At 60.9% G+C, this 18122-nt stretch carries 22 protein-coding genes; 12 read left to right on the forward strand and 10 right to left on the reverse strand.

Annotated elements, in window-relative coordinates; translation table 11 throughout:
- Nucleotides 1-544: 544 nt before the first annotated feature.
- On the forward strand, nt 545-1999 hold the full coding sequence (locus KHP07_RS14315; RefSeq protein WP_078049982.1) for a TrkH family potassium uptake protein: 1455 nt from the start codon (nt 545-547) through the stop codon (nt 1997-1999).
- Here the strand turns inward: KHP07_RS14315 and KHP07_RS14320 are convergent.
- Entirely contained in the window at nt 1956-3014 is a 1059-nt protein-coding gene (locus tag KHP07_RS14320; protein WP_078049983.1) for an AraC family transcriptional regulator, read from the reverse strand. The genes KHP07_RS14315 and KHP07_RS14320 overlap by 44 nt on opposite strands.
- A gap of 160 nt (nt 3015-3174) precedes the next feature.
- Between KHP07_RS14320 and KHP07_RS14325 the strand changes: the two genes are divergently transcribed.
- The 4 genes from KHP07_RS14325 (at nt 3175) to KHP07_RS14335 (ending at nt 5322) form a co-directional block, all read left to right on the forward strand.
- Nucleotides 3175-3486: an Mpo1-like protein gene (locus tag KHP07_RS14325; protein WP_038851615.1), complete on the forward strand. Its 312-nt coding sequence runs from the start codon at nt 3175-3177 to the stop codon at nt 3484-3486.
- Nucleotides 3487-3633: 147 nt separating this feature from the next.
- Nucleotides 3634-3762, forward strand: coding sequence for a hypothetical protein (locus KHP07_RS29700; RefSeq protein ID WP_256581662.1), 129 nt, complete (start codon nt 3634-3636; stop codon nt 3760-3762).
- Between the two features lie 74 nt (nt 3763-3836).
- Nucleotides 3837-4019 (forward strand): hypothetical protein, encoded by a 183-nt coding sequence (locus KHP07_RS14330; protein WP_078049984.1) that lies wholly within the window; start codon nt 3837-3839, stop codon nt 4017-4019.
- A 106-nt stretch (nt 4020-4125) separates the two neighbouring features.
- Entirely contained in the window at nt 4126-5322 is a 1197-nt protein-coding gene (locus KHP07_RS14335) for an MFS transporter (protein WP_078049985.1), read from the forward strand.
- On the opposite strand, the gene arfB is transcribed toward KHP07_RS14335, so the two are convergent.
- Together arfB and KHP07_RS14345 are read right to left on the reverse strand one after the other, a co-directional pair.
- On the reverse strand, nt 5319-5732 hold the full coding sequence (gene arfB, locus KHP07_RS14340; RefSeq protein WP_016975416.1) for an alternative ribosome rescue aminoacyl-tRNA hydrolase ArfB: 414 nt from the start codon (nt 5730-5732) through the stop codon (nt 5319-5321). The two genes, KHP07_RS14335 and arfB, sit on opposite strands and share 4 nt — an antisense overlap.
- Nucleotides 5733-5841: 109 nt before the next feature.
- Nucleotides 5842-7263, reverse strand: coding sequence for an amino acid permease (locus KHP07_RS14345; protein WP_214497397.1), 1422 nt, complete (start codon nt 7261-7263; stop codon nt 5842-5844).
- A gap of 638 nt (nt 7264-7901) precedes the next feature.
- On the opposite strand from KHP07_RS14345, the gene KHP07_RS14350 reads away from it, so the two are divergent.
- Nucleotides 7902-8039: a hypothetical protein gene (locus tag KHP07_RS14350; RefSeq protein WP_003175756.1), complete on the forward strand. Its 138-nt coding sequence runs from the start codon at nt 7902-7904 to the stop codon at nt 8037-8039.
- A gap of 73 nt (nt 8040-8112) precedes the next feature.
- Entirely contained in the window at nt 8113-9072 is a 960-nt protein-coding gene (locus KHP07_RS14355) for a CgnE/CgnB domain-containing protein (RefSeq protein WP_214497398.1), read from the forward strand.
- Nucleotides 9073-9196: 124 nt separating this feature from the next.
- Here KHP07_RS14355 and KHP07_RS14360 read toward each other — a convergent pair whose 3' ends face one another.
- The 7 genes from KHP07_RS14360 to KHP07_RS14390 form a co-directional block, all read right to left on the reverse strand.
- Nucleotides 9197-10126 (reverse strand): tyrosinase family protein, encoded by a 930-nt coding sequence (locus KHP07_RS14360; protein WP_214497399.1) that lies wholly within the window; start codon nt 10124-10126, stop codon nt 9197-9199.
- 183 nt (nt 10127-10309) lie between these two features.
- On the reverse strand, nt 10310-11521 hold the full coding sequence (rluB, locus tag KHP07_RS14365; RefSeq protein ID WP_025858414.1) for a 23S rRNA pseudouridine(2605) synthase RluB: 1212 nt from the start codon (nt 11519-11521) through the stop codon (nt 10310-10312).
- 144 nt (nt 11522-11665) lie between these two features.
- Entirely contained in the window at nt 11666-11857 is a 192-nt protein-coding gene (locus KHP07_RS14370) for a DUF1289 domain-containing protein (RefSeq protein WP_028617718.1), read from the reverse strand.
- Nucleotides 11858-11985: 128 nt separating this feature from the next.
- The gene (scpB, locus tag KHP07_RS14375; protein WP_099494296.1) at nt 11986-12918 is read right to left on the reverse strand and encodes an SMC-Scp complex subunit ScpB; all 933 of its coding nucleotides are present in this window, start codon (nt 12916-12918) and stop codon (nt 11986-11988) included.
- Between the two features lie 12 nt (nt 12919-12930).
- Nucleotides 12931-13749, reverse strand: coding sequence for a segregation and condensation protein A (locus KHP07_RS14380; RefSeq protein WP_038442795.1), 819 nt, complete (start codon nt 13747-13749; stop codon nt 12931-12933).
- The gene (locus tag KHP07_RS14385; RefSeq protein WP_016975422.1) at nt 13750-14379 is read right to left on the reverse strand and encodes an L-threonylcarbamoyladenylate synthase; all 630 of its coding nucleotides are present in this window, start codon (nt 14377-14379) and stop codon (nt 13750-13752) included. It abuts the gene before it with no gap.
- A 13-nt stretch (nt 14380-14392) separates the two neighbouring features.
- A complete protein-coding gene (locus KHP07_RS14390; RefSeq protein ID WP_078049990.1) occupies nt 14393-15256 on the reverse strand; it encodes a PHP domain-containing protein in 864 nt (287 codons plus the stop codon).
- Nucleotides 15257-15343: 87 nt separating this feature from the next.
- Here KHP07_RS14390 and KHP07_RS14395 point away from each other — a divergent pair, with 87 nt between their 5' ends.
- From KHP07_RS14395 to KHP07_RS14415, 5 genes are all read left to right on the forward strand, one after another.
- Complete coding sequence (locus KHP07_RS14395) at nt 15344-15940, forward strand: septation protein A (RefSeq protein ID WP_078049991.1); 597 nt, start codon at nt 15344-15346, stop codon at nt 15938-15940.
- Nucleotide 15941: 1 nt separating this feature from the next.
- Nucleotides 15942-16241, forward strand: a complete 300-nt coding sequence (locus tag KHP07_RS14400; protein WP_015885584.1) for a YciI family protein — start codon at nt 15942-15944, stop codon at nt 16239-16241.
- A gap of 106 nt (nt 16242-16347) precedes the next feature.
- The gene (locus tag KHP07_RS14405; protein ID WP_099494295.1) at nt 16348-16755 is read left to right on the forward strand and encodes an SH3 domain-containing protein; all 408 of its coding nucleotides are present in this window, start codon (nt 16348-16350) and stop codon (nt 16753-16755) included.
- Between the two features lie 7 nt (nt 16756-16762).
- A complete protein-coding gene (locus KHP07_RS14410; RefSeq protein ID WP_078049993.1) occupies nt 16763-17440 on the forward strand; it encodes a response regulator transcription factor in 678 nt (225 codons plus the stop codon).
- 185 nt (nt 17441-17625) lie between these two features.
- Nucleotides 17626-18090 (forward strand): LTXXQ domain protein, encoded by a 465-nt coding sequence (locus KHP07_RS14415; protein WP_034109057.1) that lies wholly within the window; start codon nt 17626-17628, stop codon nt 18088-18090.
- The last annotated feature ends 32 nt before the right edge of the window (nt 18091-18122 follow it).

Genomic DNA, 18122 nt, shown 5'->3' on the forward strand with positions numbered 1-18122 from the left:
AAACACGCTGGCCGGAATTCGACAGGGATTTGGGGGGTAAACCGGCAGGGATGCCGGTTTAGCCGCCCCGCGCCATGGATGGCGCGTGGCGGCGGCCCCCCAAATACCTGGCGGATTACGGGCACACCGAGCCTAGGCGAGGTGCCGAGTGTTGGGGCAAGAGCGTTTTGCTTACTTTTGCGCTTTTCAAAAGTGAGCCGCCGTAAGGGCGGAACCATTAGCAGCCGTTACCTAAATAACGGATATGTACCTGGTCTGATCCAATATCCTGGTCGGCTGTCAGGCCGCTTTCGCAGGCAAGCCAGCTCCCACATTTGGATCGCGGGGCAACAGTTGGAGAGTGGTCGGTTGTCAGGCCGCCTTCGCAGGCAAGCCTGCTCCCACATTTGGATCGCGGGGCAGCAGTTAGAGAGTGGTCGGCTGTCAGGCCGCCTTTGCAGGCAAGCCTGCTCCCACATTTGAACCGTGCCGCCGCGGACGCCCCGGTTTACAAGACCTGCACCGCAGGTAGAATGGCGCCACCCTCAACACCCGAGCTCACTTCATGGCGTTGCCGACCTTACGTATCATCGGTTTCATCATCGGCATCTTCCTGATCACTCTCGCGATCGCCATGGTCGTGCCTATGGCAACCCTGGTGATCTTCGAACGCACCAGCGACCTGCCCTCGTTCCTGTGGGCCAGCATGATCACCTTCCTCGCGGGCCTGGCCCTGGTGATTCCCGGCCGTCCCGAGCATGTGCACCTGCGCCCGCGGGACATGTACCTGCTGACCGTGACAAGCTGGGTGGTGGTGTGCATCTTCGCCGCGCTGCCATTCCTGCTGACCCAGCACATCAGCTACACCGACTCGTTCTTCGAAAGCATGTCCGGCATCACCGCCACCGGTTCCACGGTGTTGAGTGGCCTGGACACCATGTCGCCGGGCATCCTGATGTGGCGTTCGCTGCTGCACTGGCTGGGGGGCATTGGCTTTATCGGCATGGCGGTGGCGATCCTGCCACTGCTGCGTATCGGTGGCATGCGCCTGTTCCAGACCGAGTCCTCCGACCGCTCGGAAAAGGTCATGCCCCGCTCCCACATGGTGGCGCGGCTGATCGTGGCGGCCTACGTGGGGATTACCATCCTCGGCAGCCTGGCGTTCTGGTGGGCCGGCATGGGCCTGTTTGATGCGATCAACCACGCGATGTCGGCGATCTCCACCGGCGGGTTCTCTACTTCGGATGAATCCCTGGCGCACTGGAAACAGCCCGCCGTGCACTGGGTGGCGGTGGTGGTGATGATTCTCGGCAGCCTGCCGTTCACCCTGTATGTGGCCACGTTGCGCGGCAATCGTCGGGCGCTGATCAAGGATCAGCAGGTGCAAGGCCTGCTCGGTCTGTTGCTGGTGACCTGGCTGGTACTCGGCACCTGGTACTGGTGGACCACCAACCTGCACTGGCTGGACGCCCTGCGCCATGTGGCGCTGAACGTCACATCGGTGGTGACCACCACAGGTTTCGCATTGGGCGACTACAGCCTGTGGGGCAACTTCTCACTGATGCTGTTCTTCTACCTGGGCTTTATCGGTGGCTGTTCGGGTTCTACGGCGGGCGGCATCAAGATCTTCCGGTTCCAGGTCGCCTATATCCTGCTCAAGGCCAACTTGAACCAGCTGATCCACCCGCGCGCGGTGATCAAGCAGAAGTACAACGGTCACCGTCTCGATGAAGAAATCGTGCGTTCGATCCTGACGTTTTCGTTTTTCTTCGCCATCACCATTTGCGCCATCGCCCTGGCCCTGTCGCTGCTGGGCCTGGACTGGATGACCGCCTTGACCGGCGCCGCCAGCACCGTGTCCGGTGTCGGCCCCGGATTGGGGGAAACCATCGGCCCGGCGGGCAACTTCGCCAGCCTGCCGGATGCGGCCAAATGGATTCTGTCGCTCGGCATGCTGCTGGGCCGACTGGAGATCATCACAGTCTTTGTGCTGTGCATTCCGGCGTTTTGGCGTCACTGACAGCCGGCGCTTCCAGCAACCGCGCCCGGTATTCGCCGGGCGTGGCATCGAACCAACGACGAAACGCGCGAAAGAAGTTACTCGGGTCGGCAAAGCCCAGCAGGTAGGCGATCTCCAGCAGCGTCATGCTCGGCTGCGCCAGGTACTGCTCGGCCAGTTCACGGCGGGTGTCGTCGAGCAAGGTCTGGAAGCTAGTGCCCTCTTCCTGCAGACGCCGTTGCAAGGTGCGCTGGGACAGGTGCAACGTCTGGGCCACCACCTCACGCTTGGGCTCGCCCTGGGGCAGCAGGCGACACAACACTTGGCGCGCCTTGTGGGTCACGCGGCTTTCCGAGAAACGCGCCAGGTATTCACCGGCAAACCGATCATGCAGCAGGGCCATGGCCTCATTGGCCGTGGGCAATGGCGCGTCCATGTCCGCCTGTTCGAAAATCAGCGCGTCATAGGGCGCGTTGAATTCCAGCGGCGCATGGAAGGCTTGTTTATAGGGCGCCAGGTCCGCCGGTTGCTCACCTTGCAACACCACCTTGCGCGGCTGCAGGGTACGGCCGGTCAGCCAGCCACACAGGGCCAGGGCGCTGGCCAGCGAGGCTTCGGCACTTTGGCGGGTGGGGGGCAGATGATCACCGTGCACCGTCAGAATCAGCGCATAACCTTCAGGGACCAATCGGAAACTCAGGTCGGCACTTTCGGCGATGATCCGCTGGTAGCGCACCAGGCGCATAAAGCCCTCGGCGAGGGTATTGCTGGACATCAGCGCGTAGCCGGCCACATGGAACGACGCCGGGCGCACCACTTTGCCCATGTTCAGGCCGATCGCCGGGTTGCCCGACACCTCCACCGCCCGTTGCCATAGCCGGGTCATGGAGTCTTGCGGGAACCGCGCATCAGGGTCATTCAGGGCGGCGTAGTCGAGGCCGAGTTGCTTGAACAAGGCGCGGCAATCCAGGCCGTCCATTTCCAATGCCTTGACTATCCCCATCGCCCAGCTTGCAGAAGTTGTTCGTTCGCTCATGGCGTCTTCTTAAAAAAGCAGGCTCAAACGGCAGCCAGGAAGCCAAGGATACTAAAGTGGCATCTATTGTCACTGGCTGTTACCACTGATCACTCTAGACTCAAATAAGCTCCCCGCCGAACATCTGTTGGGCGGCATAACAATCAAAGGGCCGTTCACCGTGGAAAACGTCAAGCGATTCAATAGCTTTGCTGAGTTCTACCCCTATTACCTGGCCGAGCACGCCAACAGCACTTGCCGGCGCCTGCATTTTATCGGCACCACGCTGGTGATCGGCATTTTGGCCTATGCCATCGGCAGAGGTTCGCTTCTCCTGTTGATCGCCTTGCCGATTGCCGGTTACAGCTTTGCCTGGATCGGCCACTTCTTCTTCGAAAAGAACCGCCCAGCGACCTTTCAACACCCGTTCTACAGCCTGTTGGGGGATTTCGTGATGTACCGCGACATGATCCTGGGCAAGGTACCCTTCTAGCCAAACGACCGTTTAAACGATGAAAGTTCATCCATCTGCCGACATAAAAATCTTTTTGTCATTTGCAGTGCTGTATCCTGCCAAGGCTTTTTGAGAGCGCGGAATCACCTGCGATTGAAAAAACAGACCTTGCGAGGAGCGACGACGATGCACGAGATACCTAATCTCCCCTTCCCAAGCCTGCACCCTACAGAGCAGCCAACACCGCAGCAGGCCAGCGACAAACAGCCTGAGGCCAAAGAAGCCAAACCAGTCGACAGCGAAAGCCAGGACTGACGCCGTACCAGACCGTGTGGAAAGCGCAACTTTGAGCGCTTTCCACACTGCCTGAATCCATCGAGACGCCCACCATGACCGATACCCTCCCCGACAACCCGGACGCTGCCGTACTCGACGCTGCCCTGCAGATGGTCGAGGTGTGGAACCGCCTTGGCCCAGACAAACAAGCCGCTCTGCTCAAGCGCTTCGGCACCCAGGAAAATGCCTTGGCCGCCCTGGTGACCACCCGATTGCTCGCCCCCACACAGCCCTGATGCGCTGTTGATCGACCGTTTTTTTAGTTTTAGCCGCACGGCCCGGCCAAAGCGCCGGTATCATTAGCAGCCTATCTTTACCTGCTGCGACAGTGGACCTCTCCCCATGCCAGATACCCAGCGCCCCATGGCGGTCACGCTGCAAGTTGTTTCCATCGTGTTGTTCACCTTCATCGGCTACCTGAATATCGGCATTCCCCTGGCCGTGTTGCCGGGCTATGTCCACAGTGAGCTGGGCTACGGCGCGGTCATTGCCGGCCTGGTGATCAGCGTGCAATACCTGGCCACCCTGCTGAGCCGCCCCTATGCGGGCAAAATCATCGATAACCTGGGCAGTAAGCGCGCCGTGCTGATCGGTTTGGTCGGGTGCGGCCTGAGCGGTGTGTTCATGCTGCTCGCGGCGTGGTTCTCGAGCCTGCCCGCGTTGAGCTTGGGTAGCCTGCTGATCGGCCGCCTGGTGCTGGGCAGCGCCGAAAGCCTGGTGGGCTCGGGCGCCATCGGTTGGGGCATTGGCCGGGTCGGTGCGGCGAATACCGCCAAGGTCATCTCCTGGAACGGCATCGCCAGCTATGGCGCGCTGGCCGTCGGCGCGCCGTTGGGCGTATTGCTGGTGAGAAATTTCGGGCTGTGGAGCATGGGCGTCAGCATCATCCTGCTGGCGGTCGTCGGCCTGCTGCTGGCGTGGAACAAGGTCGCCGCGCCGATTGTTGCCGGTGTACGCCTGCCCTTCATGAATGTGCTGGGCCGGGTACTGCCCCACGGTTGCGCACTGGCGCTGGGGTCCATTGGCTTTGGCACCATCGCCACGTTCATAACCCTGTATTACACCACCCAGCATTGGGACAACGCGGTGTGGGCCCTAAGCCTGTTCGGCGCCAGTTTTATCGGTGCGCGGCTGCTGTTCGGTAATCTGATCAACCGTATCGGCGGGTTTCGCGTGGCGATTGCCTGCCTGTCGGTGGAGATCCTCGGCCTGCTGTTGCTGTGGCTGGCACCGGACGCAAACTTGGCCCTGGCCGGTGCGGCGTTGAGCGGGTTCGGCTTTTCCCTGGTGTTTCCGGCCCTGGGCGTCGAAGCCGTCAACCTGGTGCCAGCCTCCAGCCGCGGCTCGGCGGTGGGGGCCTACTCGCTGTTCATCGACCTTTCGCTGGGCATCACCGGCCCACTCGCCGGGGCCGTGGCGGCAGGCTTCGGCTTTGCCTCGATCTTCCTGTTCGCCGCCCTCGCCGCACTCGGTGGGTTGCTGCTGAGCCTGTACCTGTACCGCCAGGCCCCCAAGGCCCGCGAAGCACGCGGCGACTAGAAGTCGACCTTGCCGCGCCCGGCCTTGATACTGCCGCGTTTGGTCTTGGATTCGAGGCGACGCTTTTTCGAGCCCAGGGTCGGCTTGGTCGGGCGGCGCTTCTTCTCCACCTTGGTGGCGCTGAGGATCAACTCCACCAGTCGCTCCAGCGCATCCGCGCGGTTCTGCTCCTGGGTCCGATATTGCTGGGCCTTGAGCACCAGCACGCCCTCGCTGGTGATACGACTGTCACGCAGCGCCAGCAACCGCTCCTTATAAAACTCGGGCAGCGACGACGCCGGGATATCAAAGCGCAGGTGCACCGCACTCGACACCTTATTGACGTTCTGCCCACCCGCACCCTGGGCGCGAATGGCGGTGAGCTCGATCTCGGCATCGGGCAGGTGGACGTTGTTGGAAATCACCAGCATGGGCAGCGGGATCCTCTGTAGGGGCAACCAAGGATACGCGAATGCGCGCGCCCATTCCTGAAACAACAAACCCGGCGCAAGGCCGGGTTTGGTTTATCTCAGGCACGCCTCACTTCCCTGCTGGAGCAGCCACCTCCAAGGCTCGCTGCGCACCGCGCTTGTTCTTGATGCCGTAACACACCCACATGAACGCCACCCACACCGGGATCGCATACACCGACACCTGGATTCCCGGGATCATCAGCATGATCACCAGGATAAACACCACGAACGCCAGGCACACGTAGTTGCCGTACGGGTACCACAGCGCCTTGAACAACGGCACCTGGCCCGTGCGGTTCATGTGCTGGCGGAACTTGAAGTGAGAGAAGCTGATCATCGCCCAGTTGATCACCAGCGTGGCCACGACCAGGGACATCAGCAGTTCCAGCGCGTGTTGCGGGATCAGGTAGTTCATCAGCACGGCAACCAGGGTGATGGCCGCCGAGGCGAGGATGGAACGCACGGGCACGCCACGCTTGTCGATCTTCGCCAGGGCCTTGGGCGCATCGCCCTGCTCGGCCATGCCCAGCAGCATGCGGCTGTTGCAGTAGGTACCGCTGTTGTACACCGACAGCGCCGCCGTCAGCACCACAAAGTTGAGGATGTGCGCGGCGGTGTTGCTGCCGAGCATCGAGAACACCTGCACAAACGGGCTGCCGCTGTAGGCGTCGCCGGAAGCGTTGAGGGTTGCCAGCAGGCTGTCCCACGGCGTCAACGACAGCAGCACGACGAGCGCGCCGATGTAGAAGATCAGGATGCGGTAGATCACCTGGTTGATCGCTTTCGGGATCACGGTGCGTGGCTGGTCGGCTTCGGCTGCGGTGAAGCCGAGCATCTCCAGGCCGCCGAAGGAGAACATGATGATCGCCATGGCCATCACCAATCCGCCGACGCCGTGGGGGAAGAAACCACCGTGGTCCCACAGGTTGCTCACCGACGCCTGCGGCCCGCCGCTGCCGCTGACCAGCAGGTAGCTGCCCAGGGCAATCATGCCGACGATGGCCACCACCTTGATGATGGCAAACCAGAACTCGGCCTCACCGAAAACTTTGACGTTGGCCAGGTTGATCAGGTTGATCAGCACGAAGAACGCCGCTGCCGAGACCCAGGTCGGGATCTCCGGCCACCAGTAGTGCACGTATTTGCCGACAGCGGTCAGCTCCGACATGCCCACCAGGATGTACAGGATCCAGCAGTTCCAGCCCGACAGGAAGCCGGCGAAACCGCCCCAGTACTTGTGGGCAAAGTGGCTGAAGGAACCGGCGACCGGCTCTTCGACGATCATTTCGCCGAGCTGGCGCATGATCATGAAGGCAATGAAGCCGCAGATGGCATAGCCCAGGATCATTGACGGGCCGGCGGACTTGAGCACCCCGGCGGAGCCGAGGAACAGGCCGGTGCCGATGGCGCCACCGAGGGCGATCAACTGGATATGCCGATTTTTCAGGCCGCGTTTCAGCTCGCCTGAAGAGGAATGGGGTCCACTCATGAAAAGGGTCTCACGCAAGGTTTGAGGATGTTGACTGCAGGTTGCTGCCTTGAATTACCGACTCAAGCAGCGCTGCTCAAACCCCAGCGCAGGCACCAGGAGTACAGCGTCTTTCTTACGGTCATGCGTCACCTGTTTGTTTTTATCTGTGACGAAATCGAACCCGTCCGGCTCGTGGCCAGGCGGAGTGATCAGGGTGGGTAAACCCCGAGGTCTTGGCCTTTTGCGTGGTTACGCAAGGGGGTCACAGTAAAACGCGGCGGATTGTACACCGCTCGACAGCTTGGGGGCGCCCTAGAAAGACGTGTGCGACGATCTGTCAGGTAATCCTTACAGGGCCTGATCGACCAATAAAGTCGCCATTTACTCGTAAATTAATCGTTACAGCACGGAAAATTAACGTTACAGCCGTGATCTCGATAAAAATTGGCGGTAGGAAATTTCCGAAAGATTAGTCGCGCCAGCTCCCTGAATTTATTCAAGAAACGGCCAACGCCAAAAAACAGAACAAAATATCCAAATGAAACCGTGTCAATAAAAATTTTGCATTTTCAAACACTCTCTCCTAGGTTCTTCCCACTTGCCAGCGAAGCCCGTTGGCAAGCCGTTCTCAAACAACGTCCTCTAGGAGATACACCATGCAAGCACTGGAAAACGACCTGGAAACCGAACTGCAACTCGACGATTGGTTTGAAGCGCCGACCCATGAGGCCGCCGTTGAAATGATGCAAGCCGATGCCGTTGTGCCATTCGGCACCGCGATGTGGCCATTCTAATAACCGGCAGGCATTCGGCAGGTGCCGTGCACGGCACCTGCCCCCTTTCCCAAGGCACAGAAGGAAGTACGTCATGGACAAGGCCCGCGCCGTCGAACACTTTCTCTACTACCTCGCGCACCACCCGGCCCTCAACGGTCTGAGCCGCCCCACCGTGCTGCTGGGCCATACCGAGCGCTACGACGCCATCGCGCAGGCGATCACCCACAGCAGCGCCGCCCGTTTCAACTTCCAGCTACAGCGCCTGGACCTGGCTGCCAGCGACACCCTGGCCGAGGCCATCGAGGCCTGTGACCTGTACCTGTTTCTCTACGATTTCTCGACCTTGCCCAACCCACGCGCCGAAGGCCCGGACTTTATCCGCGCCCTGCAAGGCGTGATGGCTGAGCACTGGAAAAAATCCCTGCTGTTCAAAGATTACGGTGACTACTTCTACGACACCTTCAGCGTCGAACCCCAGCGCATTGCCGACCTCAATGCCACGCTGATCCGGCGCATGTCCCAGGCCCAGGTGTTGAGCTTTACCGACAAGCATGGCTCACGCCTGGAAGCGCCGATGAGCAGCATCAAGAAGTGGACCAACATCAACGGCATCGGCAACCACGACCTGGCCCCAGGCGAGATCGCCACCCACAGCGAAGCCATCAATGGCCAGGTGAGGTTTGTCGGCACCTTTCTCAGCACCATCCCGTTCGCGCGTAAATATGGCGTGCTGGCGTCACCGCTGGAACTGTGGATCGAGAACTCGACCGTCTGCAGCGTGGCCAGCGACGTGCCGGGGCTGGCGGACGACTTCAATAAGTACCTGAACGCCAACCCGTCGAACCGGCGTGTGGAAGAACTGGGGATTGGCACCAATGAAGGCGTGAAGGACCTGTATGCGCGCAATGCCGGGTTTGAGGAGCGCCACTGTGGGTTGCACCTGGGCCTGGGGGGCGGGCAGAAAGGCAGCCATCACCTGGATTTGATCTTTGCCAGCGGGGTGTTGGCGCTCGACGACAAGCCGGTGTTTGATGGGACTTTTGCGTTCTGATCAGTGGCGTGAAAATGATGCAGGTCCAACGCTTGGGCTGCTGCAGATAGCGATGCCCCAGCCGGCTACGGCACCGCTATCGCTGGCCCGCTCGTTTGCGTGCGCAGGCTGATCTCAAATAGGATCAGGCATCTGGCAGGGGGGTCTGGCAGACCGGTGCTGGCGCACAGGGAAGTATGGTTTTCGAGGTAAATAGACCATAGGTGTAGTCCAGATCTTCAGAATTGATCACCTGTTCCACAGTCCAATTACCTGGCCAAGGCGCAATATCGGACTGCGCGTGGAAAACCAGCGTAGCCCGTAGGTCTAAATCGGGCACACCCGATACCGGCAGATACGGTTTAGACGTAGGGTGCTGGCGTTTCCAGCGCTCCCACAGCAGGTCAAGATAACAATGGTGCAGGAAAAATACCGGATCGTTGGGCGAAGTTGGCATGGACATGTTCCCGCCCACCCACCGGTGCACGGGATCATGCAGCACGCCTTCACAAAAATTTGACCAAGTGTCCGGACCTGGTCCATACGGGGTCTTGGACAAGGCCATCAGCACCTGGTCGGAGTCTGGCAAGTGCGCGCCAGGTTCTGTGCCCAACTCGCGGCGCAGCCCCGCATCACCCAATTCCATATCCCACAGGCGAATCTTAAAACGCTCGCCCTTAAAGGCGAATGGACCTGAAGTAACGCGCTGATTTTGAGCGCTGTCACCGTTACCGCCCAAAAAGCTAGGCGTGAACGGATTGCTTGGGCCATCCATCGACCAGTCCCAAAACGGTAGGGTAAGCGTCATGTCGCCAACGGCGCGTTGCAAGTCCTGCTCAAATTGGCGCAAAAATACGCGGTGCCAAGGGAAAAATAGTGGAGAGCGATGCGGCATTGGCATGAAAGCCCCGGGACCGCCCATAGCGCTGTGGTGCACTTGCACATAATCGTCATAGCGGTTTTGACGTCCAGGACGCAGTACGCTGTCGACGTCGTTTTTCAACACCAGGATGGCCTCGACCAACGTATCTTTCTGTTCGCGGGTCATAAAGCGGTGATTGATGCGGATGTCCATGTCTGTAACCTCGGGCCACACGTGAAAGGAGCCCACAATCTAGTGCGCCCTTCTTGAAAGCCGGTGGTAGCGGGTTACCCAATACAGGGCACTGATCACTCAGCAAACGAGATCCCGACACGTGTGCCAAGGCAAAAAAAACGCCAACCCGAGGGTTGGCGTTTTTGTGCAGCGTTTAGCGCATCACTGCGGCTTCTTGCGACCAAAACCCGGACGCTGACCCGAACCGGCCGGGGCGCCACGGCGCTTGCCCGACGGCTCGTCCGCGACCAATTTCGGGCCAGGGCGTTTGTTCGCTGCTGGCTTGGCTGGACGCTTGGTGCTGGCGTTGTCCGCTGGGCGATCGGCTTCACCCCGATTGCTGCGACCACCCGACGGAGCAGGACGCGGCGCACGTGGCGCGCGCTCGCCTTCCTGGCGCGACGGCGCGGTTGGGCGACGCTCACCTTCAATCTGCGGTTCACGGGAAATACGACCGCCGGTCGCCGGTGCATTCAGCGCAGGGCGCAGGGTGCGGGCAACCCGTTCGGTGCGAGCCACAGGGCGCGACGATTTACGCTGCATACGCTCAAGCTTGTCTTTGCTCTTGGCGTTCATCTGCGGCATAGCGACGGGCGTCAGGCCGACTTCGGCGCTGAGAATGTCGACTTCGTACTGGCTCATTTCGCGCCAGCGGCCCATCGGCAGGTCGGAGTTGAGGAACACCGGACCGAAACGCACGCGCTTCAGGCGGCTGACCACCAGGCCCTGGGATTCCCACAGGCGACGTACTTCACGGTTACGGCCTTCCATTACCACGCAGTGGTACCAGTGGTTGAAACCTTCACCACCAGGCGCTTGCTTGATGTCGGTGAACTTGGCCGGGCCGTCTTCCAGCACCACGCCAGCCTTCAGGCGCTCGATCATCTCATCATCGACTTCACCACGTACACGCACGGCGTACTCGCGGTCCATCTCGTAGGACGGGTGCATCAGGCGGTTGGCCAGCTCACCGTCGGTGGTGAACATCAGCAGGCCGGTGGTGTTGATGTCGAGCCGGCCGATGTTGATCCAGCGGCCTTCCTTCGGCTTAGGCATCTTGTCGAACACGGTCGGACGGCCTTCCGGGTCGTCACGGGTGCAGATCTCGCCATCGGGCTTGTTGTACATGATCACGCGGCGCACCGATTCGGCGGCCTCTTCACGCTTGATGACCTTGCCATCGATGGTGATTGCGTCGTGCAGGTCGACGCGCTGGCCGAGGGTGGCCTCGACGCCGTTGACCTTGATACGCTTCTGGGTGATCCAGGCTTCGACGTCGCGGCGCGAGCCCACGCCGATACGCGCCAGCACCTTTTGCAGTTTTTCGCCTGCTGGGCCGATTTCCTGGCTGTCGTTCTGGTCTTTGTCGTTCATCTTAAGCACCTCCCGGTGGGTCGATTCAGGCGTGGCCTGAAGAGTGTTGAAAGCGGGGCTTTGGCCGAATAGCTCGGCAAAGGGTCGCGAATCATACGCGCATGACGCGCGTTGCGCATCACAGACTAGTCGATAAGCGCCAAGTCATTTGCTTTTCCGCCGACCGGTGGCGCCCAGGGCCAGCAATCGCAGCTCGGCTTCGGCCAGGACGCTGCGCTTGTCGGCTTTGTCGAGTTTCTTCCAGGCGCGGATCTCACGCTTGCTGCGGCCACAGCCGACGCAGATGTCATCGCTGAATTTGCAGATGCTGATGCACGGGTCTTTGGTAGAGCTCATGGTTTCTCCCAGACAATGGAGATCAAATGTGGGAGCGGGCTTGCTCGCGAATGCAGTGGCTCAGTCAATGCATCTGCAAGCTGACTCACCGCATTCGCGAGCAAGCCCGCTCCCACAGGTGTATTGCGTCAGTCTTCGAACTGGCGGCGCTCGGCTTCGATGGCTTCGGCCAGGGCCCGGGCTTCGTCTTCTTCGTCGCTCAAAGGCGGTTGTTCGAGAGCGGCGACGGCGGCGAGGAGTTTTTCGCGGGCCTCAGCAACGCCAAGGATGTCTTCCTCTGGCTCAGGTTCTGCTTCGACTTCAGGCTCAGCCTCAACGTTCGGTTGAGTTTCAGGTTCGGCGACGCCGTCACGCAGCAGGTCGTCGAAGTCAGTCTTGATGCCCTGCTCCATGTCGTCCAATTCCAGCAACAACGTATGAAAACTGGTCTCGTCCTTCGGCTCTTCCGGCTCGGCGCTGGCGTCGGCCAATTCCTGCAGGCTCGCGGGCACCGGGGCGTCGTCGAAGTCGAGCACCGGCTCGGCCTCCATCTCGCGCAGTTCGGCCAGCGGCGGCAGGTCGTCGAGGTTCTTCAGGTTGAAGTGGTCGAGGAACACCTTGGTGGTGGCGAACATCGCCGGTTTGCCGGGCACGTCGCGGTAGCCGACGATACGGATCCACTCGCGCTCCAGCAGGGTCTTGACGATGTGGCTGTTGACCGCCACGCCCCGTACGTCTTCGATCTCGCCCCGGGTGATCGGCTGGCGATAGGCGATCAGCGCCATGGTCTCCAGCATCGCCCGCGAATACCGCTGCGGGCGCTCTTCCCACAAGCGGCCAACCCACGGGGAAAATTTCTCACGGATCTGCAGGCGATAACCCGACGCCACTTCGCGCAGTTCAAAGGCGCGGCCCTCGCAGGATTTGCGCAGGATCTCCAGCGCCTTCTTGAACACCGGCGGCTCGGGCCGCTCGGCCTCCTCAAAGAGTTCGAACAGGCGCTCCAGGGATTGCGGTTTACCCGAGGCCAGTAGGAAGGCTTCGAGCAGCGGCGCCAGTTCGCGGGGTTCAGTCAGATTCATCGATTCAGCTCTTTATTCGGCTCGCGCCCGCACGTGGATAGCCGCAAAAGGCTCATTCTGGACCAGCTCGACCAACGATTCCTTGACCAGCTCAAGGACTGCCATAAAGGTCACCACCACCCCCAGGCGCCCTTCTTCGGCGGTGAACAGCTCGACGAACGGCACGAACCCACCGCCCTTGAGGCGTTCCAGCACGTCGCTCATGCGCTCGCGGGTGGACAGTGCTTCACGGCTGACCTGGTGGCTTTCAAACATATCGCCCCGGCGCAGCACCTCGGCCATGGACATCAGCAATTCTTCCAGGCTCACGTCCGGCAACAGTTTGCGCGCACGGGCCTCGGGGGCGTCGAGCTTGGGCACCACCACATCGCGGCCCACGCGGCTCAAGCCGTCGATGCCTTCGGCGGCGGCCTTGAAGCGTTCGTACTCTTGCAGGCGGCGGATCAGTTCGGCGCGCGGGTCGTCTTCTTCGGCTTCCACTGTCTCCGAGCGCGGCAGCAGCATGCGCGACTTGATCTCGGCGAGCATGGCGGCCATCACCAGGTACTCGGCGGCCAGTTCCAGGCGCACCGACTGCATCAGCTCGACATAGCCCATGTACTGGCGGGTGATTTCCGCCACCGGGATGTCGAGGATGTTGATGTTCTGCTTGCGAATCAGGTAGAGCAGCAAGTCCAGCGGGCCTTCGAAGGCTTCAAGGAAGACTTCGAGGGCGTCCGGCGGGATGTACAGGTCCAAGGGCATTTCCATGACCGCCTGGCCATACACCATGGCAAACGGCAGTTCCTGCTGGGCGCCCGCTTGGCTGTCGACGGTTTCCACGGCCGACATTCAGGCCTCGACCATGAACGGCGCCGGGTCGCCGCAACCCACGCGGATCACTTCGGGTTCGCCGTCGGCCAGGTTGATCACGGTGGAGGCTTTGTTGCCGCCGTAGCCACCGTCGATGATCAGGTCGACGTGCTTTTCCAGCAGGCGGCGCATTTCGTAGGGGTCATACAGAGGCTCATCCTCACCCGGCATGATCAGCGACACGCTCATCAACGGCTCACCCAGCTCTTCGAGCAGCGCCAGAGCAATAGGATGCTCCGGGACTCGCAGGCCGATGGTGCGCTTCTTGGGGTGCAGCAGCAGGCGCGGCACTTCGCGGGTGGCGTTGAGAATAAAGGTGTAGGGCCCTGGCGTGTGGGCCTTGAGCAGGCGGAAGGTGCCGGTGTCGACCTTGGCGAACAGCCCGAGTTGGGACAGGTCGCTGCAGATCAGCGCAAAGTTGTGCTTGTCGTCCAACTGGCGCAGGCGTCGCACACGCTCGACCGCGCCCTTGTCACCAATCTGGCAACCAATGGCGTAGGACGAATCCGTTGGGTAGATGACCACGCCGCCGGCGCGAATGATCTCGACGGCCTGTTTGATCAGGCGCGCCTGGGGGTTTTCCGGATGAATCTGGAAGAATTGACTCACGTGCTCTACCTGTTCAGACGGTGGCAATAATGGGGTCATGCTTGAATCGCCCCCACAAGAGCGGCAAATCTTCCGGGACCGCGCGGTATTCGCCGATCTCGGACCAGCCGCCTGGGCCATGAAAATCACTGCCGGCGCTGACCAGCAGACCAAATTCGCGAGCAAGAATCGCCAGGCTGCCGACCTGTTCGGCGGGTTGATGCCCGTTGACCACTTCAATTGCGTGGCCGCCCGCTCCAATATAGTCGGCAATCAGCTTGCGGCGCTTGCTGCGGGTGAAATCATAATGCCAGGGGTGGGCCAGGCTCACCCAGGCGCCGGAGGCTCGCAAGGTCTCGACGGTGTCTTCCAGGGTCGGCCAGTGTTGCTTCACATCCCCCAACTTGCCGGCGCCCAGCCATTTGCGGAAAGCCTCGGCGCGGTCTTTGACGAAACCTTCGCGCACCATCCAGTCGGCAAAGTGCGGCCGAGCCGGCGCATTACCACTGTCGCCCAGTTCCTGCTGGATGGCGCGAGCGCCTTCGAGGGCGCCAGGCATGCCTTTAAGGCTGAGCTTGCGGCTTATTTCTTCGGACCGCAGCCAGCGGCCATCGTGCAATTGGGCGATGGCCGCGACCAAAGGCGCGGCTTGCTGATCGAAACCATAGCCGAGCACATGAATGGTGGCGCCGCCCCAGGTGCAGGACAATTCCACGCCGTTGACCAGGTGCATGCCTAGACTGTGGGCCGCGACCCGGGCCTCGTCGAGACCTTCGAGGGTGTCGTGGTCGGTCAACGACAAGACTCGCACGCCTTTTTCAAACGCACGCGCAACCAGTACCGCAGGCGCCAAGGCGCCGTCGGAGGCCGTGCTGTGGCAGTGCAAATCAACATTCACGGGGATGTGTAACCTCAAGTCAGCTGGCGCTTTCGCTACCAAGGATGTTTGTTATTATGCCGCCACATCCAGCTTCTGGCTCTTACTGTGAAACAATTCATCGACTTCATCCCGCTGTTGCTGTTTTTCATCGTTACCAAACTCGACCCCAGGGTCATCGAAATCGCCGGTCACGAGCTGTCGTTCGGAGGCATCTACAGCGCCACCGCCGTACTGATCATCAGCTCCATCGTCGTCTACGGCGCCATCTTCATCTCCCAGCGCAAGCTGGAAAAAAGCCAATGGCTGACCCTGGTCGCCTGCCTGGTATTCGGCGGCCTGACCCTGGCCTTCCATAGCGAAACCTTCCTCAAATGGAAAGCGCCAGTAGTGAACTGGCTGTTCGCCCTGGTCTTTATCGGCAGCCACTTCATCGGTGACCGCCTGCTGATCAAGCGGATCATGGGCCATGCGCTGACCCTGCCGGACCCGGTGTGGACACGCTTGAACGTAGCCTGGATCGTGTTCTTCCTGTTCTGCGGCGCGGCCAACCTGTTCGTGGCCTTTACCTTCCAGGACTACTGGGTCGACTTCAAAGTGTTCGGCAGCCTGGCCATGACCGTGTTATTCCTGGTCGGCCAAGGTATCTACCTGTCGCGCCACCTGCATGACGCCGCCCCTACCACGCCTAAAACCGAGGACTGACATGCTCTACGCCATCATTGCCACCGACGTTGCCAACTCGCTGGAAAAACGCCTGAGCGTGCGCCCGGCCCATGTCGAGCGCCTCAAGCAGTTGCAAGCCGAAGGCCGCATCGTGCTGGCCGGCCCGCACCCGGCCGTGGACAGCAATGATCCGGGCGATGCCGGTTTCACCGGTAGCCTGATCGTTGCCGAGTTCGCCTCCCTGGCCGACGCCCAGGCCTGGGCCAAGGCTGATCCTTATGTTGCGGCGGGCGTTTACGCCGACGTCGTGATCAAGCCGTTCAAGCAAGTCCTGCCTTGATTCCGGCCGCGCCGAACCTAATCGGTTCGGCGTACTGCTAATTGCTCATTATTCTCGGTAACCTGCCGACAACGTTCTGAATATTCGTGTGGAATCAGGAGTTCCGATGCGCTTACGTCAGTTGTGTCTGTTGGCAGTGGTAATGATCGGGGCTACGGCCCACGCTGAAGAAACCTCGAACACCGGCAGTTCCACGCCCCTGTCCTTGAGTGCCGGCGCCCAGATCACCGAGTTGCAGCAACGTTTGAAAGAAAGCGAACGCCAGCGTGAAGAACTGAGCAAGCAACTGCAAAGTGCGGATGCTGCCCGCGAAAGCGCCCAATTGAGTCGCCTTCGCCAAGAGAACCAACGCCTGGCACAGCAACTCAAAGAGACACAAGGCGGTGCCTTGACCCGATGGCTGACCGAGCAACAACAGTGGTTCGTCACCGGCGGGGCCGTCGCACTGATCGCCCTGCTGTGCGGGATCTTCGCCAGCGGTGGGCACCGTCGCCGTCGACAATGGCTAAATTGAGTGAGTCATGAGCGAGCTGTTACTGATAGATGATGACCAGGAGCTCTGCGAGCTACTGACCAGCTGGTTGAGCCAGGAAGGTTTCCAGGTGCGCGCCTGCCATGACGGCTTGAGCGCCCGCAAAGCCTTGGCTGACAGCGCCCCAGCCGCGGTGGTGCTCGACGTGATGCTGCCCGACGGCAGTGGCCTTGAGTTGCTCAAGCAATTGCGCAATGAGCACCCGGAACTGCCGGTGCTGATGCTCTCGGCCCGTGGCGAACCGCTGGACCGCATCCTCGGCCTGGAACTGGGCGCCGACGACTACCTGGCCAAGCCCTGCGACCCACGCGAACTCACCGCCCGCCTGCGCGCCGTGCTGCGCCGCAGCCACCCGGCCGCCGTGTCTACCCAGTTGGAACTGGGCGACCTGTGCTTCAGCCCGGTGCGCGGCGTGGTCAGCATCGACGAGCAGGAGTTCGCCCTCACCGTCTCTGAAAGCCGCCTGCTCGAAGCCTTGCTGCGCCAGCCCGGCGAACCGCTGGACAAACAGGAACTGGCGCAGATTGCCCTGGGCCGCAAGCTGACCCTTTACGATCGCAGCCTGGACATGCATGTGAGCAACCTGCGCAAAAAGATCGGCCCGCACCCGGATGGCCGGCCACGGATCGTGGCGCTGCGCAGCCGGGGCTACTACTACAGCCTTTGAGGCAGCTATAAGTTTTCAGCTCCAAGCGGCAAGTCAAAAGCTCTTCACTTGCAGCTTGCCGCTCGCCACTTGACGCTGCCGCCCTCCCCCTTACCAAACCTTTACCCTCTCCTGACGGCGGCTGACCTTGATCTCCGTAATCTACTCACATCCGGACTCACCGGAATAGAGACAGGAGAATCACCATGCGCAAGACCCTTATCGCTTTGATGTTCGCCGCTGCCCTGCCAACCGTTGCCATGGCGGCAATGCCTGAAGGCCCAGGCCCGATGGGCGGCCCCGAAGGCCACATGATGGGTGGCCCGGGCCACGGCGGTGAACACGGTCCGCGTGGCAAAGGTGGCCCGTTCAGCCAACTGGACCTGAGCAAGGAACAGCGTGAGCAGATCGGCAAACTGATGGGCGACCAATGGCATGCTCGCAAGGACTTGGTCAAAAAGTACCTGGACAAACTGCCAGCCGCTGACCAGAAAGCCATGCAGGACGAAATCGCCGCCGGCAAGCAGAAAACCCAGGCGGACATCCGCGCCGTGCTGAAACCCGATCAACAGAAGAAATTCGACGAGATCGTCAAGAAGCAAGAACAGCGCCGCGCCGAATGGAAGGAATTCCAGGCCTGGAAAGCGCAACAGCCGCAAAAAGCGCAATAATGCCCACGCGTTAACACTCCCAGCCCAGTGGC

This window comes from Pseudomonas sp. VS40 (assembly GCF_018587885.1).
GTDB classification, from domain to species: domain Bacteria; phylum Pseudomonadota; class Gammaproteobacteria; order Pseudomonadales; family Pseudomonadaceae; genus Aquipseudomonas; species Aquipseudomonas pergaminensis.